Annotated in this window: 14 protein-coding genes; 10 read left to right on the top strand and 4 right to left on the bottom strand. The window is 68.8% G+C overall.

Translation table 11 applies throughout. The features are described from left to right. Nucleotides 1-14: 14 nt before the first annotated feature. Nucleotides 15-1,295, bottom strand: a complete 1,281-nt coding sequence (locus JHY01_RS13480; RefSeq protein WP_205326171.1) for a YibE/F family protein — start codon at nucleotides 1,293-1,295, stop codon at nucleotides 15-17. A gap of 217 nt (nucleotides 1,296-1,512) precedes the next feature. After that, nucleotides 1,513-2,295: a maleylpyruvate isomerase family mycothiol-dependent enzyme gene (locus tag JHY01_RS13475; RefSeq protein ID WP_205326170.1), complete on the bottom strand. Its 783-nt coding sequence runs from the start codon at nucleotides 2,293-2,295 to the stop codon at nucleotides 1,513-1,515. A 144-nt stretch (nucleotides 2,296-2,439) separates the two neighbouring features. Here JHY01_RS13475 and JHY01_RS13470 point away from each other — a divergent pair, with 144 nt between their 5' ends. Then, nucleotides 2,440-3,009, top strand: a complete 570-nt coding sequence (locus JHY01_RS13470; RefSeq protein ID WP_205326169.1) for a thiamine phosphate synthase — start codon at nucleotides 2,440-2,442, stop codon at nucleotides 3,007-3,009. A gap of 40 nt (nucleotides 3,010-3,049) precedes the next feature. Here the strand turns inward: JHY01_RS13470 and JHY01_RS13465 are convergent, their stop codons facing one another. Continuing rightward, nucleotides 3,050-4,396 carry a GH1 family beta-glucosidase gene (locus JHY01_RS13465; protein WP_205326168.1) on the bottom strand — a complete coding sequence of 449 codons (1,347 nt, stop codon included), beginning with the start codon at nucleotides 4,394-4,396 and terminating at the stop codon, nucleotides 3,050-3,052. Nucleotides 4,397-4,714: 318 nt separating this feature from the next. Here JHY01_RS13465 and JHY01_RS13460 point away from each other — a divergent pair, with 318 nt between their 5' ends. The 3 genes from JHY01_RS13460 to JHY01_RS13450 all read left to right on the top strand — a co-directional run bounded on the left by JHY01_RS13460 (nucleotide 4,715) and on the right by JHY01_RS13450 (nucleotide 8,051). Beyond that, complete coding sequence (locus JHY01_RS13460; protein WP_205326167.1) at nucleotides 4,715-6,043, top strand: ABC transporter substrate-binding protein; 1,329 nt, start codon at nucleotides 4,715-4,717, stop codon at nucleotides 6,041-6,043. An 86-nt stretch (nucleotides 6,044-6,129) separates the two neighbouring features. Beyond that, on the top strand, nucleotides 6,130-7,104 hold the full coding sequence (locus JHY01_RS13455; RefSeq protein WP_205326166.1) for a carbohydrate ABC transporter permease: 975 nt from the start codon (nucleotides 6,130-6,132) through the stop codon (nucleotides 7,102-7,104). Continuing rightward, complete coding sequence (locus tag JHY01_RS13450) at nucleotides 7,101-8,051, top strand: carbohydrate ABC transporter permease (RefSeq protein WP_240192743.1); 951 nt, start codon at nucleotides 7,101-7,103, stop codon at nucleotides 8,049-8,051. Before JHY01_RS13455 ends, JHY01_RS13450 begins: the two co-directional genes overlap by 4 nt. 52 nt (nucleotides 8,052-8,103) lie before the next feature. Here JHY01_RS13450 and JHY01_RS13445 read toward each other — a convergent pair whose 3' ends face one another. Further along, nucleotides 8,104-9,213, bottom strand: coding sequence for a phosphatidylserine/phosphatidylglycerophosphate/cardiolipin synthase family protein (locus JHY01_RS13445; RefSeq protein ID WP_205326165.1), 1,110 nt, complete (start codon nucleotides 9,211-9,213; stop codon nucleotides 8,104-8,106). Nucleotides 9,214-9,464: 251 nt separating this feature from the next. Between JHY01_RS13445 and JHY01_RS13440 the strand changes: the two genes are divergently transcribed. The 6 genes from JHY01_RS13440 (at nucleotide 9,465) to dapB (ending at nucleotide 15,884) form a co-directional block, all read left to right on the top strand. Beyond that, complete coding sequence (locus tag JHY01_RS13440; protein WP_205326164.1) at nucleotides 9,465-9,704, top strand: hypothetical protein; 240 nt, start codon at nucleotides 9,465-9,467, stop codon at nucleotides 9,702-9,704. Nucleotides 9,705-9,804: 100 nt separating this feature from the next. Beyond that, entirely contained in the window at nucleotides 9,805-10,734 is a 930-nt protein-coding gene (locus JHY01_RS13435; protein WP_307814431.1) for a bifunctional riboflavin kinase/FAD synthetase, read from the top strand. Nucleotides 10,735-10,820: 86 nt separating this feature from the next. Next, nucleotides 10,821-11,096, top strand: a complete 276-nt coding sequence (gene rpsO / locus JHY01_RS13430; RefSeq protein ID WP_205326163.1) for a 30S ribosomal protein S15 — start codon at nucleotides 10,821-10,823, stop codon at nucleotides 11,094-11,096. A 331-nt stretch (nucleotides 11,097-11,427) separates the two neighbouring features. Continuing rightward, nucleotides 11,428-13,854 (top strand): polyribonucleotide nucleotidyltransferase, encoded by a 2,427-nt coding sequence (locus JHY01_RS13425; RefSeq protein WP_205326162.1) that lies wholly within the window; start codon nucleotides 11,428-11,430, stop codon nucleotides 13,852-13,854. Continuing rightward, on the top strand, nucleotides 13,855-15,153 hold the full coding sequence (locus tag JHY01_RS13420; protein WP_205326161.1) for a pitrilysin family protein: 1,299 nt from the start codon (nucleotides 13,855-13,857) through the stop codon (nucleotides 15,151-15,153). After that, nucleotides 15,150-15,884 (top strand): 4-hydroxy-tetrahydrodipicolinate reductase, encoded by a 735-nt coding sequence (gene dapB, locus JHY01_RS13415; RefSeq protein WP_205326160.1) that lies wholly within the window; start codon nucleotides 15,150-15,152, stop codon nucleotides 15,882-15,884. The genes JHY01_RS13420 and dapB overlap by 4 nt, the downstream gene beginning before the upstream one ends. Nucleotides 15,885-16,034: the final 150 nt, after the last annotated feature.

Raw genomic sequence — 16,034 nt, 5'->3', positions numbered from 1 at the left:
GCCGCGGTCGACCCTCAGCGCAGGTGCGAAGGCGGGTAGGGCGACTCGTCCTCGTCCCAGCCCGCGGCCTCCGGCTTGGGCTTCGGTTTCGGCTTCTCCTTGGGCGCCTTCGGCTCCTTCGGTTTGGGCTGTCGACGTGCGAGGGAGGCGGCGAGCCAGGTCGTGATCGGCACGGCCGCGACGAGACCCAGCGTGCCCGCGACCGTCCGCACGATCTCGGTGGCGATCGTCTGGCTCGTGAGCACCTGCTCCAGCGGACGGTTGGCCGCGGCGATGAGCACCAGCAGCGGCAGCGACGCGCCCGCGTACGCGAGGACGAGCGTGTTCACGACGGAGGTCAGATGGTCGCGCCCGACCCGCATCCCGGACTTGAAGAGCCGCGTCGAGCCCCACTTCGGGTTGGCCTTCGCGACCTCGTCGACGGTGGCCGCCTGCGAGACCGTCACGTCGTCGATGACGCCGAGCGCGCCGATGAGAATGCCGGCCAGGAGCAGGCCCGACATGTCGATCGGGTACTGCAGCGCCAGGTTCGTGGTGTTCTCGTCGTTGACGCCGTTGAGCTTCGTGAGGTTCACCGCGGCCTCGGCGAGCAGCACCGTGACGATGAGGGACGCGAGCGTGCCCACCACGGCCACCGTGGTCGTGCGGTTCCAGCCGTGCGACAGATAGAGCGAGACGAGCATGATCGCGGACGAGCCGACCACGGCGACGAGGATCGGCGAGGACCCGTCGAGCACCGCCGGGACCATGAACAGCAGCACGACCGCGAAGGTGATGCCGAGGCTCACCAGGGACCGCACGCCCTTCCACCGTCCGAACGCGACGATCGCGAGCGCGAACGCGATCACGAGCGCCCAGAGCGCACTGGACCGGTCGTGGTCGATGATGTGGTACTGCTGGCCCGAGACCGAGTCGGGCGTGTAGAGGAGGATGACGTCGTCCCCGGCCGCGACGACGGGAGCGCCCGGCCCGCTGGGGATGTCGACGATCGCCTCCTCGCCGGCGTGCTCGCCGGTGAGGAGCTGCACGACCACGTCGCCGCAGACGGTCACCCGCAACTGCTCGTTGATCTCCGCGTCGGCCGGTTCGCATTCGGTCTCGTTGACCGTGATGACGCGGCCGTCGACCTCGGTGCCGTAGCCTTCGATCCCCTCGGCGTCCGCGACGCCGGTGGGCCACAGCAGGATCAGGCCGAGGATCGTCGCGGCCGCCGCCGGGACCAGGATCCACAGCGCGGCGCGGGGGACGGCGTCGTTCGGGACGACATGACTGTGCTTCAGAGCATCCTGGTTCACGACCGTGAGCTTACGATCCCCCGGCCCCGTCGCCGCGCAGCAGCGCGCCCTGCGCGCCCTCTTCGCCCTTCTTGGCTCCGCAGAGCAATGGCTCGCACGCGCCGCCGAGGGGGCCTGCGGGCCACGAGTTCGCACCGCACGGACACAACGGACGGTGAGCGGTCGGCTACCTGCGACTTCACACTGTAGCGCTCCAGTCGCCCACGGTCAGCATTCGTCATACGTCCACGGGATCGACCCAGCGGACCGCGGAGTAATTGCGCCACAAGTGGAGCAGTGCCGGGTCCCCGCGGACCAGCAGATCATCGAACGGCAGCCGGTTCCACAGCGCCAGGTACAGCAGCTCGACCGGACCCTCGATGACGCAGTGCGGGGTCTCGACCTCGCTGAACGTCACGAGCGGACCCGTGTCGGTGGGGTGGATGTACCAGTCGCCGCGCCCCGGTGGCAGATCGGTGGCGTGGATGTGGAGCACGGTCGGACGAAGCGCCCGCACCCTGCTCGACGGCCTGCCGTGGAAACCCAGCAGCAGTTCGTCGATGCCGTCCGCCGCGAACTCGGGGCAGATCGGTGAGATCTCGTCCCCCCGGGCCTGCTCGGCGTCGACACGGTGGATGGTGGTCTCGTGAGCCTGCCTGCGGACCCAGAAGCGGCGCGACGACTCGGAGGGGAACATCTGCCAGCACTGGAGCCCGCTCGGAGCGGCCTCCAGCACGGCCGCGAGTCGCAAGAGCCCTTCGCGGACCCAGTCGACCAGCAGGTCGTCGTGCGGCAAGGGCCCGACGATGTGCTGGAACTCCTGTTTCCGTGGATCGTAAGGCAACGCTTCGCCCACGATCGCCGCCGCCCATCGATGGACGGTTCCGATGTGGGTCAAGAGATCCTTGACGTTCCATCCTGGGCAGGTGGGCACGCTCGCATTGAGCGCGAGTTCTCCACCAGCGACAGCGATCCGCTCCCCTTCGGTGCGCAGCCCGTTGATTTGATCGCCGATGTTCATCCCATGAAGTTTCGCACCTGTGTCGTGAATTACGCAAGTTCGAGGCCTGGACCGATACACAAGTGTTAAACCGGTGGAGCCATGGCGAGTCGGACGCGAGGCGACACATGGCACTTGCGCCACTTCGGACGTAGCATCGGGCGCGTGCGCCACCGACTCCTCGTCATCTCCGACCTGCCCCGGTGCCCGCGGCCGCTCACCGAGCAGGTCGCGCTGGCCCTCCGCGGCGGGCCGTTCGCACTCGTCCTGCGCGACAAGCACCTTCGTTGGGAGGAGCGGACGGCGCTGGCGGCGGGGCTGCAGCCGGTATTGGACGCGGCCGGGGGCCTGCTCATCGTCTCGGACCCCGCCGGGCCCGTCCGGGCCGCGCATCTCTCGAGGAACTTCCCGATACCGGTGCCGCGGCCCGCGCTCGTGGGCCGCTCGGTGCACGCCGGGGAGCCGATCGACCCGGCGCTCGACTACTGCACCTATTCGCCGATCTGGCTCTCGGACTCCAAACCCGGTTACGGGCCCGCGATCGGGCTCGCCGCGCTGCGGGAGGCGTGCGCGGCGAGCCCGGTCCCGGTGTACGCGCTCGGCGGCGTCGACGGCCCCGCCAGGGCCCGCGCCGCAAGGGAGGCGGGTGCGGCGGGGGTCGCTGTCATGGGCGCGGTCATGCGCGCCGCCGACCCGGAGCGCGCGGTGCGCGAGTTCCGGGCCGCGCTGGTGTAAGGGCGCGTTCGGCGCCCCCGTTCGGGGCGCCGAACCGGCCTTAACGCGTGAGGCCGTTGTCGGCGATCACCTTCGAGTAGAACTTCGCGCTGTCCTTCGGGGTGCGCTTCTGGGTCGCGTAGTCGACGTGGACGATGCCGAAGCGCTTGTCGTAGCCGAAGGCCCACTCGAAGTTGTCCATGAGCGACCAGGCGGTGTAGCCGCGCACGTCCGCGCCGGCCTCGATGGCGTCGTGGACGGCCGTGATGTGCGAGCGGAGGTACGCGACGCGCTCGGCGTCGTGGACCTCGCCGTCCTCGCCCGGTCCGGTCGGGTAGGCCGCGCCGTTCTCGGTGATCATCGTGGGGACGCCGTAGTCCTTGTGGATGCGGACCAGGAGGTCCGTGAGGCCCGTGGCGTCGACCGGCCAGCCCATGTCGGTGAATTCCAGGCCCTCGGGCGTGTAGCCCTCTATGCCGACGGTGCCGGGGCCGGTCTCCTGCTCGGGCTCGTCCGGGTTGGCGCGCAGCCAGGTCGGGCAGTAGTAGTTGATCCCGAGCACGTCGATCGGCTGGTTGATCTGGGCGAGGTCGCCCTCCCGGATGAACGACCAGTCGGTGTGGTGCCGCGTGCGCTCGATGACGTCCGTGGGGTACTGGCCGCGCAGGATCGGGTCGAAGAAGACCCGGTTCGCGATGCCGTCCACGACCCGCACGGCGTCTTCCTCGCCGCGGCACTGGGTCGGGTTGAGCACGATGGACACCCGGTCGGCCCCGGCGGCGCGCAGCGCCTGCACGGCGAGGCCGTGCGCGAGGTTGAGGTGGTGCACGGAGGCGAGCGCGGCGGCGGGCTCGGTGCGGCCCGGCGCGTGGTGGCCGTTGCCGTAGCCGAGGAACGCCGAGCACCACGGCTCGTTGAGGGTCCACCAGGTGTGGACGCGGTCCGAGAGGCGGGCGCCGACGATGGCGGCGTAGTCGCCGAATCGCTCGGCGGTCTCGCGCTCGGGCCAGCCGCCGCGGTCCTCGAAGGACTGGGGGAGGTCCCAGTGGTAGAGGGTCGGCATCGGCTTGATCCCGGCGGCCACCAGCTTGTCGACGAGCCGGTCGTAGAAGTCCAGGCCCTTCGGGTTGGCGGGCCCGGTCCCGTCGGGCTGGATGCGCGGCCACGCGATCGAGAACCGGTAGGTGTCGACGCCGAGGGAGGTCATCAGCGCGATGTCCTCGTCGACGCGGTGGTAGTGGTCGCAGGCCACGGCCCCGGACTGGCCGCGCCAGGTCTTGCCGGGCGTCGCCGAGAACGTGTCCCAGATGGACTGGCCCCGGCCGTCCTCGTTCGCCGCGCCCTCGATCTGGTAGGAGGCCGTGGCGGTTCCCCACAGGAATCCCTGCGGGAAGGTCAGCTGCGTCATCGATCGCACCTTTCGCGAACTATCGGCTGTATTTTATGAACAGCATTCGGTTGCCGGGCTCCGGAATAATACGTCATTGGTATCGCTCCCATACATTGAGTGTCGACAGATATCGATCCAATTGCACCCGGTAACGATTCAGCAATGCACACTTGACATTGAGTGTTACCCAGAGCACCATTGCCAGCGTCGCCCCAACGGCGGGTGAGGCAGTCCCGACCAGGGGCGGAACCGGTGAGAGCGGTTCCCCGCAGGTCGGGACAGGGAGGCAGTCGGACTCGCCCGGGGCACCATACCTGCGAAGAGAGGGAAACCCCGATGAGCAAGAGACGCATTTTCTGCCTTGCGGCTGCCGCCAGCGCCATCGCGCTCGCCGCGGCCGCGTGCGGCGCACCGGACGACGAAGGCGAGGACCGCGGAGCGGTCCCCGACGACGCCACCGACTGCGCCAACTACGAGCAGTACGGCGATCTCGAAGGAGAGACGGTCTCCATTCTCGGCTCGATCCGCGACACCGAGGCGGACGAGATGGTGGAGGCCTGGAGCTACTTCGAGTCCTGCACCGGCGCCACCATCGACTACGAGGGCTCCGGGGAGTTCGAATCGGACATGAAGGTCCGCGTCGACGGCGGCAACGCCCCCGACATCGCGCTGTTCCCGCAGCCCGGACTCATGGCCAACTTCGCCGCCGACCTCAAGCCGGCCTCCGACGAGGTCAGCAAGCTCGCCACCGAGGGCTGGACCGAGGACTGGCTCAATTACGGCACCATCGACGGCACGCTCTACGCCGCGCCGAACTCGTCGAACGCCAAGTCCTTCATCTGGTACTCGCCGTCGTTCTTCAGCGACAACGGCTACGAGGTCCCGACCACTTGGGACGAGCTCATCGAGCTGTCCGACACGATCGCCGCAGACGGCGTCATGCCGTGGTGCGTCGGCTTCGAGTCCGGCGGCGCCACCGGCTGGCCGGGCACCGACTGGATCGAGGACATCGTCCTCCGTGAGGGCACGGACCTCTACGACCAGTGGGTCAACCACGAGATCCCGTTCAACGACCCGCAGATCGTCGCCGCGATCGACAAGGCCGGGACGATCCTGACGAACGAGGAGTACATCTACAACGGCACCGACACCATCAGCTCGACGGCGTTCCAGGAGGCCGCGTACCCGATCCTGGACGGCGGTTGCGCGATGCACCGCCAGGCCTCGTTCTACGGTGCGATGTGGCCCGCCGACACCAATGTGGCCGAAGACGGCGACGTGTTCGCGTTCCGCTTCCCCGAGTCCAACGAGGGTGACAACACCATGCTCGTCGGCGGCGAGTTCGTGGCCGCGTTCGACGACTCGGAGTCCACCGAGATGGTCCGCCAGTTCCTGGCCTCCGAGCTCTACCACAACGCCCGTCTCCAGACCGGCCCGTGGAGCACCGCCCGCCAGGGCGTGGACCCGGCCAACGCCACCACGCCGATCAACCAGTTCGCGACCGAGATCCTGACCGACCCCGCCGTGACCGTCCGCTTCGACGGCTCGGACCTCATGCCGGGCGAGGTCGGCGCCTCCTCCTTCTGGACCGGCATGGTCCAGTGGGTCGACGGCGACAAGACCAGCCAGCAGATGGCCGACGACATCGAGGCCTCCTGGCCGTAGAGGGCTACCCGTGTAGCCGACAGTTAGCCGAGCGGGGCCCACCGGCCCCGCTCGGCCCATTGCCCGGACAACTGGAGTCGCACAACGTGAACATCTCCGCTCTCGCCGACCGGTTCGGACTCTTGGTCATCGGACTGGTCGCCTTCCTGGCGATTCTGCTCGCCCTCTACGGCCTCGCCGAACTCGCCTCCCGCCGCGACCGCAGCCGTGCGGTCGCGACCGTGTTCTTGGCCCCCGCGGTCATCTTCCTGCTCGTCGGACTCGTCTACCCGGCCGTTCGCACGCTCGTCATGTCGCTCTTCAGCGGCGACGGCACCGAGTTCGTGGGCATCGACAACTACAAGTGGGCGTTCACCAACCCCGACGCCCTGCAGACCATCGCCAACACCGCGGCGTGGATCGTCATCGTCCCGCTGCTGTCCACCGGCATCGGCCTGGTGTACGCCGTCCTCATCGACGGCCGCCGGGGCGAACGCACGTACAAGGCCCTCGTGTTCCTGCCGATGGGCATCTCCTTCGTGGGCGCGTCCATCATCTGGAAGTTCATCTACCAGTACAAGGCCTCCGGTGAGCAGATCGGTCTGGCCAACCAGGTCCGCACCTGGTTCGGGCTCGACCCGATCAACTGGCTCAACGTCTCGGTGCTCAACAACCTCCTGCTCATGGTGGTGCTCATCTGGATCGAGGTCGGTTTCGCCACCGTGGTCCTCTCGGCGGCGCTCAAGGGCGTACCGACCGAGATCATCGAGGCCGCCCGCATCGACGGCGCGAGTCCGAGCCAGATCTTCTGGAGGGTCACCGTCCCTTCGATCCGCTCGGCGATCATCGTGGTCGCCGTGACCGTCTTCATCGCCACACTCAAACTGTTCGACATCGTGCGGGCCATGACCGGCGGCCATCACGGCACCGACGTCCTCGCCCACAACATGTGGGATCAGGCATTCCGCCTCGGCAACGACGGACGCGGCGCCACCATGGCCGTGCTGCTGTTCGCCTTGGTCGTCCCCGTCGTCATCTACCAGGTGCGCAACATGCGCCGCCAGGAACTGGAGGGCCGATGAGCACCGACATGCAGACGCCTGTGCAAGGCCGCCCGATCGCCGAGAGTCGCGGCGACCGCATCCGCCGAGTGCTCTCGAGTCGGTTCGCGAGCATCTTCGCGCTGGTCATCGCGGTGTTGTGGACGATCCCGACCGCGGGCCTGTTCATCTCGTCGCTGCGGCCGGAGGACGACATCCGCGCTTCGGGCTGGTGGACCGTCTTCACCGATCCGAGCTTCACTCTGGACACCTACAACTACGTCCTGTACTCGGATTCGCAAGGCGGCGGGCTCATCCGCAACCTCGTCAACACCATCGTCATCACGATCCCCGGCGTGCTCGTACCGGTCGCGTTCGCCGCGATGGCCGCTTACGCGCTCTCCTGGATCGACTTCAAGGGCCGCAACCTCCTGTACATCGCGATCTTCGCGCTGCAGGTGGTGCCGCTCCAGATGGCGCTCATCCCGCTCCTGTCGTTCTTCAGCCAGGGCCTGCACATCGGCGACTTGGCGATCATGCCCGCGTGGAACCTCTCGGGCGTGAACACGATCGTGCAAGTCTGGATCGCCCACTCGATCTTCGGCCTGCCGCTGGCGATCTTCCTGTTGCACAACTTCATGCGCGAACTGCCGTCGGATGTCATGGAGGCCGCCCGCATCGACGGCGCCAGCCACTCGCAGATCTTCCGCAAGGTGGTGCTGCCGCTGGTGACCCCCGCGATCGCCTCGATCGCGATCTTCCAGTTCCTGTGGGTGTGGAACGACTTCCTCGTCGGTCGCACCTTCGGCGGCGGCGAGGCCACCAGGCCGCTCACCGCCGTGCTCGGCGACATGGCGGGAACCTGGGGCTTCGGCTGGACGCGGCTCCCGGCCGCGGCCTTCATCGCGATCATCGTGCCGCTCGTGGTGTTCCTGCTGCTCCAGCGCTACTTCGTGCGCGGGCTGCTGGCGGGCTCCGTCAAGGGCTGAGCGACGCAAGACCGAGAAGAGGGGAGGGGCCGCAAGGCCCCTCCCCTCTCGCCTATCTGCCGCCGTTCCACAAACGCTGGAAGTGCTGCGCGTACCGATCGGCCACCCCCTCGTTCGCGACCCGGAGCAGGTTGTCGTCCGCGTGCTTCATGCCGTTGCCGTTGAGGTTGTGCGTACCGGTCCACACCACGGCGCGGTGCCTCCCGCCGAAGGACGCCTCCGCGACGATGTACTTGTTCCGGTGCGCCCCGTGCACCCGCACGTTGCCCGAACCGAGCTTCTCCTCGATCCATCGTGGACTCGACGTGGACGCGTCGAGCACCACCACGCGCACCTGGCAGCCCAGGCCCTGGATCCGGTCGAGCTGGCTGCGCACCGCCGAGCGGTTGGACTGGAAGTTCGCGTGCGCCACCAGCACCCGGTCGCCTGAGGCGCATTTGGTGATCTCCGCGAGCTGCGCCGCGATCGCGTCGTCACCGCGCGGGAGCACCCACGCCCGTCCGAGGTTCCCGGTGGTGCCCTTGTTCTTGTCGGTCCAGCCGTCCCAGTTCTTGCCGTACAGCCGGTTCCAGTAGGACGTGTAGAAGTCGAACAGGCCCCGGTCGCCGTGGACGCCGAGCAGGTTGTGCGACTGCGTGGTGTGCGAGCGCACGAAGCTGAAGCTCGTCACCAGGACCGTGGGCGAGCCGCCCCGCTCGATGAGGAAGAACCGGTTGTGCATGGGCCCCTTGCGGGTCCCGTCCGCGTTCGGCAGGCATGAGCCGCTGCACTGGCGGACCTTCGCCCCGGCGGCCCTGAGCTTGTTGATCACCGGGTCGTTCGCCGAGGGCTTGTCCGAGCGGGTGCCGAGCACGGCCCGCACGTCGACGCCGCGCTTCTCGGCCGCGACCATCGCCTCGGCGAGCGGGGCCACGGGCGCGTCGAGCGTCCACTGGAAGACCGCGGCGCGGATCGTGTCGCCCTTCCCGGTCGCACCGACTTGCTCGACGATCTCGCTGATGATCGAGGTGTCCTTGGCGCCGTTCGGATCCGTGGCGCACATGGTGTAGCTGCCGGTGCGGGCGCAGCCGGTTCCCGCCGCATCGGCTTGAGTCGAGACGGTGACGGTCACGACCGCGAGCAGGGCGCCCGCCGCCACCAGTGCGAGGATTCTCCGGTGCATGCCGGCCCTCCGATCGATCGGTTCCAATACACGAACATGTCACGGCTTCGGTGCCTCGGCGGGCTTTCGGGCGGCTACCGGACGTTTCGCGTGGTAGGGCCTTCACGACCGTGTAATTTCCACGAGGGTGAAATGCGGCAGTTGTCAGGCGGATTCCTGGAAACGACGGTCGGATAGCCGACGATCTCTCAACATTTAATGGAGAGGTCCCCACCACAGCGCTTCGCAGACCAGTGCAGTCAGGAGTCGTCATGAGCATGTACGCCGCAGAAGAACTGCCAGAGGAATTTCGCCGGAGCCTTGCCGAGCAGCTCAGGCAGGACCCCGACCACCCTGAACCGCAGGTCCTCGCCGAGGAGCAGCCCCGACTGGCCGAGCCCGCGAGCACCGGCTGGCTGTTCATCGGCATGCTGCTGGTGGTGGCCGTAGGGGTGCTGCTGCTCCTGATCTTCGCGTCGGGCGGCAACGCCGACCAGTCGCTGATGCTCTAGGAGGTTCGAGAAACCCCTAGGGCCCGCATCGGAACACGCTTGCATCACTGCCGCCCCATCAGAGTGCCGTCCGCCTTGCGGAAGTGGCAAGATCGGGGCCGTGGAAACCTGGCGTGGAATAGACGCGACCCCCGAGGGCTGGCCCGCCTCCGTCGTCGCCATCGGCGTGTTCGACGGGGTGCACCGGGGCCACGCGGCACTCGTCCGCACCGCCGTCAAGGCCGCCGCCGAGCGCGAGGCACGCTGCGTCGTCGTCACCTTCGATCCCCATCCGACCGCCGTGGTCGCGCCGCACGCGATGCCGCCGCAGCTCACCCGTATCGAACGGCGCATCGAACTGCTCGGCGCGCTCGGCGTCGACGCGGTGTGCGTGCTCCCGTTCACGAAGGAGCTCTCGCAGCTCAGCCCGGACTATTTCGTGCGCCACGTCCTCGTGGGCGGTCTGCACGCGAAGGCGGTGGTCGTGGGCGAGAACTGGCGCTTCGGCCACAAGGCCGCCGGCGACGTGAAGAAGCTCGCCGAGCTCGGCGAGGAGTACGACTTCGAGGTCCTGCCGCAGACCCTCAGCGCCGACGAAGAGGCCTTCTCGTCGACGCGCGTACGCGGGCTCATCGCCGAGGGCGACGTCGCGGGCGCGGCCGAGGTCCTCGGGCGCGACTACGGCACCGAGGGCACGATCGTGCACGGCGCGGGCCGCGGCGGCACGGCGCTCGGCTTCCCGACCGCGAACCTCGACATCCTCGCGGGGACGGCGATCCCGGCCGACGGCGTGTACGCCGGCTGGCTCCACCGCGACTCGCACCGGTATCCGGCCGCGATCAGCGTCGGCACGAACCCGACGTTCGACGGCAAGGAGCGCACCGTCGAGGCGTACCTGCTCGACTTCTCAGGGGACCTGTACGGGGCCGAGGTCCGGCTCGACTTCACCGCGCGGTTGCGCGGCCAGATCGCCTTCGACGGGATCGAGCCGCTCATCGCGCAGATCGAGACCGACGTCGCAGACACCCGCCGGGCTTTGGACCTGGGCTGACACCCTGTTAGCCTGGACAGGATGTTCATTTGACCAGCCTGCTCGACACCGCGGGTTGGCCGTAATCCATGAAAGGGTGTTCGAACATGGCGCTCGACGCTGAAAAGAAGGCCGCGATCATCAAGGAGTACGCGACCAGTGAGGGCGACTCGGGTTCCACCGACGTCCAGGTCGCGATCCTGACGACCCGCATCCGCGAGCTCACCGCCCACGTCCAGGAGCACAAGCACGACCACCACTCGCGTCGTGGCCTGCTCCTCCTGGTCGGCAAGCGCCGCCGCCTCCTCAAGTACCTGAAGAAGGAAGACATCGCGCGCTACCGCGGCCTCATCGAGCGCCTCGGCATCCGCGACAACGCCTGACACAAGGCTTGCAGAAGGGAGCGTCCCTCGCGGGACGCTCCCTTTCGCGTCTCCCGCGCCCTTGCTCCGCACTGCCTACCGCGGCTCACTTTTACTTCGCCAGTGCCGCCGCGTCGGCCGGGTAACGTAAGGTGGGCGATGAGCGCCAATGCTCACCGCAGCGCCTCAGCGAGGCGCGGCGCGGCGCGCCAGAGACCGCCCCGGTCCTCGGTAGTGGCATCCGGAACGTCCCGCACGAAGCGGGGCCGAGCTTCCGAGTGCTTCGATCGAAGACCGGAAAAGCGCGCAGGCGAACCGCGCATTCCGAACTACACAAGGAGATCGACACTCTATGTCCGATAACGAACGGACACCCGAGGCCTTCAACCTCGGGGAGCACCACGCCACCGCCGTGATCGACAACGGCGCCTTCGGCACCCGCAAGATCGTCTTCAGCACCGGCCGCCTGGCCAAGCTGGCCCAGGGCTCCGCGATCGTCCAGATGGACGACACCGTGGTCCTCTCGACCACCGCCGCGTCGAAGAACCCGAAGGACCACTTCGACTTCTTCCCGCTCACCGTCGACATCGAGGAGCGGATGTACGCCGCCGGGCGCATCCCGGGCTCGTTCTTCCGCCGCGAGGGTCGCCCGAGCGAGAACGCCATCCTCACCTGCCGCCTGATCGACCGCGGCCTGCGCCCGTCCTTCGTGTCGGGTCTGCGCAACGAGGTCCAGGTCATCGGCACGATCCTCTCGGTCGACGCCCGCGACGAGTACGACGTGGTCGCCATGAACGGCGCCTCCATGTCGACCCAGCTCGCCGGCCTGCCCTTCTCGGGCCCGCTGGGCTCGACCCGCATCGTCCTCATCGAGGGCACCTGGGTCGCGTTCCCGACCCTGGAGCAGATCGAGAAGGCCACCTTCGACATGGTCGTCACCGGCCGGGTCCTCGACTCGGGCGACGTCGCGATCATGATGGTCGAGGCCGAGGCCACCGACAACACCATCAGCCTCATCGCCGCCGGCGGCACGAAGCCGACCGAAGAGGTCGTCGCGAGCGGCCTCGAGGCCGTCAAGCCGGTCATCGCCGAGCTCGTGCGCGCCCAGGCCGAACTGGCCAAGGTCGCCGCGAAGCCGCAGGCCGACTACCCGCGCTTCCTCGACTACCAGGACGACGCGTACGCCGCCGTCGAGGCGGCCGTGTCGGCCGAGCTCGACCAGGCGCTGCAGATCGCCGACAAGACCGACCGCCAGGACGAGCTCGACCGCGTCAAGTCGGTCATGCTCGAGAAGCTCGGCGCGGACTTCGAAGGCCGCGAAGGCGAACTGGGCGCTTCGCTGCGCTCGCTCACCAAGAAGCTGGTCCGCAAGCGCGTCATCACCGAGGGCGTCCGCATCGACGGCCGCCTCCCGGCGTACATCCGGCCGCTCGCGGCCGAGGCGGGCATCCTGCCCCGCGTCCACGGCTCGGCCCTGTTCGAACGCGGCGAGACCCAGATCATGGGCGTCACCACGCTGAACATGCTGCGCATGGAGCAGGCCATCGACACGCTGTCGCCGGTCAGCAAGAAGCGCTACATGCACAACTACAACTTCCCGCCGTACTCGACCGGTGAGACCGGCCGCGTGGGCTCGCCCAAGCGCCGCGAGATCGGTCACGGCGCGCTCGCCGAACGCGCCCTCGTGCCGGTGCTGCCGAGCCGCGAGGAGTTCCCCTACGCGATCCGCCAGGTCTCCGAGGCGCTCGCGTCGAACGGTTCGACCTCGATGGGCTCGGTCTGCGCGTCCACGATGTCGCTGATGAACGCCGGTGTGCCGATCAAGGCTCCCGTCGCGGGCATCGCGATGGGCCTCATCTCCGAGGAGGTCGACGGCGAGACCAAGTACGTCACGCTGACCGACATCCTCGGTGCTGAAGACGCCTACGGCGACATGGACTTCAAGGTCGCCGGCACGGCCGAGTTCGTGACGGCCCTGCAGCTGGACACCAAGCTCGACGGCCTGCCGTCGGACGTGCTGGCCAAGGCGCTGCAGCAGGCCAACGACGCCCGCCACGCGATCCTCGACGTCATGCTCGACGCGATCAGCGAGCCGGGCGAGCTGGCCGCGACCGCGCCGCGCATCACGACCCTGAAGATCCCGGTCGACAAGATCGGCGCGATCATCGGCCCGAAGGGCCAGACGATCAACCAGATCCAGGACGACACGGGCGCGGACATCACCGTCGAGGACGACGGCACGATCTACGTGTCGGCGGAGAACGGCGAGGCCGCTCAGGCCGCGGTCGAGACGATCAACGCGATCGCGAACCCGACCCTCCCGAACGTGGGGGACCGGTTCCTGGGCACCGTCGTCAAGACCACCGACTTCGGCGCGTTCATCTCGCTGACGCCGGGCCGCGACGGCCTCCTGCACATCTCGAAGGTCGGCGACGGCAAGCGCGTCGAGCGGGTCGAGGACGTGCTGAGCGTCGGCGACAAGGTCGAGGTCGAGATCGGCGACATCGACAACCGCGGCAAGATCTACCTGGACAAGGTGTACCCGGAGGGCCAGGAACCCGAGGGGTACAAGAAGGGCCGTCCGGCCGAGCGCAAGGAGTCCCGCGGGGACCGGGGCGACCGCGGTGACCGCGGCCCGCGCCGCGACCGCGAGCGTTCCGGCGGCGGCGAGCGCGGCGAGCGCTCGTCCACCGGCGGCGACCGGGGCGGTTCCGGCGACGGCGAGCGCCGCCGCCGCCGCACCCGCCGCAGCGACGAAGGCGGAGGCTCGGAAGAGTAGATGAGTCGTCCCCAGACTCACACGCTGATTGACGATCCGCTGGGCGGCACGGTCCGAGTGACCGTGCTGCCCGGCGGTTTGCGTGTGCTCACCGAATCCGTCCCGACCATGCGCTCCGCTTCGGTGGGCGTGTGGGTCGGCGTCGGGTCCCGCGACGAGGCCCCCGAACTCGCCGGCGTCTCGCACTTCCTGGAGCACCTGCTCTTCAAGGGCACCGAGAAGCGCACGGCCACCGAGATCGCCGAGTCGGTCGAGGCCGTCGGCGGCGAGTCGAACGCGTACACGGCGCGGGAGCTCACCTGCTTCTACGCGCGCGTGCTCGACGACGACCTGCCGATGGCCGTCGACGTGCTCGGCGACGCCATGTGCAACTCGCTCGTGACCCCCGCCGACGTCGAGGTCGAACGCGACGTGATCCTCGAGGAGATCGCGGCGTCCGCCGACGAGCCGTCGGACGTCGTCCATGAGCTGTTCTCCCTGGCGCTGTTCGGTGACGGGGCCCTGGGCCGCGACATCGCCGGCGACCCGGGCACGGTCCGGGCGCTCACCCGCGACCAGATCTATGCGTTCTACCGGCAGCACTACACGGCCGCGAACCTGACGGTGTGCGCCGCGGGCGGGGTCGACCACGCCGAGACCGTGAAGCTCGTGTCGGAGGCGTTCGCGCCGCTCCTGGGCGGCGCCGACGTGCCGCGCCAGCGCCGCCACGACGAGGACCTGCTGCCCGCACCCGTGCCGCTCATGGTCGAGCGGCACGACACCGAGCAGGCGCACCTGGTGGTCGGCTGCCGCCTGTTCTCGCGGCACGACTCCCGCAAGGACGCCTTCGAGGTGCTGAACAACATCCTCGGCGGCGGCATGTCCTCGAGGCTGTTCCAGTCGGTGCGCGAGCGGCGCGGCCTGGCCTACACCGTGTACTCGTTCTCGACGTACTTCGCGGACACGGGCATGTTCGGCGTCTACGCCGGATCCAACCCCGACAAGGTTCACCAGGTCCGCGACCTGGTGCTCGCCGAGCTCGCGAAGGTGGCCGCCGAGGGCGTCACCCCGGAGGAGCTGCGGCGCGGCAAGGGCATGAGCAAGGGCGGCATGGTGCTGTCCATGGAGGACTCCGGTTCGCGCATGAACGCGCTGGGCCGCGAGGAGCTGCTGTACGGCGAGCACCTGAGTCTGGAGCGGGAGCTCGCCGACATCGAGGCGGTGACCGTCGAGCAGGTCAAGGCGGTGGCCGCCGCGATCCTGACGCAGCCGATGACGACCGTGGCCGTGGGGCCGTTCGACCAGAGGGATTTCGCATGATCAAGGTGGGTGTGCTCGGTGCGCACGGCCGCATGGGCAAGGCCGTGTGCGAGGCGGTGGACGCCGCCGAGGACACGGAGCTGGCGGCGACGGTGGGCCGCGACGAGGCGCTGGACGCGCTTTCGGGCGTCGACGTGGTCGTGGACTTCACGCTGCCCGACGTCGTGATGGGCAACCTGGAGTGGTGCGTGGACCACGGCATCCACACCGTGGTCGGCGTGTCGGGCTTCGACGCGAAGCGCCTCGAGTCCGCGCGCGAGATCCTCGCGGCGGACCCGGAGGTCGGTTCCGTGATCGCCCCGAACTTCGGGATCGGCGCGGTGCTGATGATGCAGTTCGCCGCGAAGGCCGCCAAGCACTTCGACTCGGCCGAGATCATCGAGTCGCACCACCCGCGGAAGGTCGACGCGCCATCGGGCACTGCGGTGCACACCGCGCGGCTGATCGCGGCGGCGCGCGCCGAGGCCGAGCTGCCGGACATGCCCGACGCGACCGAGATGGACCCGCAGGGTTCGCGCGGCGCGGAGGTCGACGGGGTGCGCATTCACGCGATCCGCTCGGCCGGGTACGTGGCGAGCCAGGAGGTGCGCTTCGGCGGCCCCGGCGAGCGCTTCGCGATCAGCCACGACTCGCTCGACCGGGCCTCGTTCATGCCCGGCGTGCTGCTGGCGGTGCGCGAGGTCCTGAAGCGTCCGGGCCTCACGGTGGGTCTCGACGACCTGCTCGACTGAGCGTTTGGGAACGACCGGCTTCTAGGAGCGACTGAGCAGCTGCGAACGACCGGGCTTCTGCGAGACAGCACGGCGAACGAAGCGGAAGGCCCCGCCGAAAAGGCGGGGGCCGGACCGGAGGGTGGCCGGGGAAAGGGCGCCGGGGGGGGG

Origin of the sequence: Glycomyces sp. YM15, from assembly GCF_016918015.1 — a bacterium.
Taxonomy (GTDB): Bacteria; Actinomycetota; Actinomycetes; order Mycobacteriales; family Micromonosporaceae; genus Glycomyces.
Note: the sequence above shows the minus strand (reverse complement) of the source record. Positions and strands in the feature narration are given on the sequence as shown.

Coding starts and splice junctions, on each gene's coding strand:
- JHY01_RS13445 (WP_205326165.1), bottom strand. CDS start 9,213: ATGCACCGGAGAATCCTCGCACTGGTGGCGGCGGGCGCCCTGCTCGCG.
- JHY01_RS13425 (WP_205326162.1), top strand. CDS start 11,428: ATGTCCGATAACGAACGGACACCCGAGGCCTTCAACCTCGGGGAGCAC.
- JHY01_RS13420 (WP_205326161.1), top strand. CDS start 13,855: ATGAGTCGTCCCCAGACTCACACGCTGATTGACGATCCGCTGGGCGGC.
- rpsO (WP_205326163.1), top strand. CDS start 10,821: ATGGCGCTCGACGCTGAAAAGAAGGCCGCGATCATCAAGGAGTACGCG.
- JHY01_RS13465 (WP_205326168.1), bottom strand. CDS start 4,396: ATGACGCAGCTGACCTTCCCGCAGGGATTCCTGTGGGGAACCGCCACG.
- JHY01_RS13440 (WP_205326164.1), top strand. CDS start 9,465: ATGAGCATGTACGCCGCAGAAGAACTGCCAGAGGAATTTCGCCGGAGC.
- JHY01_RS13450 (WP_240192743.1), top strand. CDS start 7,101: ATGAGCACCGACATGCAGACGCCTGTGCAAGGCCGCCCGATCGCCGAG.
- dapB (WP_205326160.1), top strand. CDS start 15,150: ATGATCAAGGTGGGTGTGCTCGGTGCGCACGGCCGCATGGGCAAGGCC.
- JHY01_RS13475 (WP_205326170.1), bottom strand. CDS start 2,295: ATGAACATCGGCGATCAAATCAACGGGCTGCGCACCGAAGGGGAGCGG.
- JHY01_RS13460 (WP_205326167.1), top strand. CDS start 4,715: ATGAGCAAGAGACGCATTTTCTGCCTTGCGGCTGCCGCCAGCGCCATC.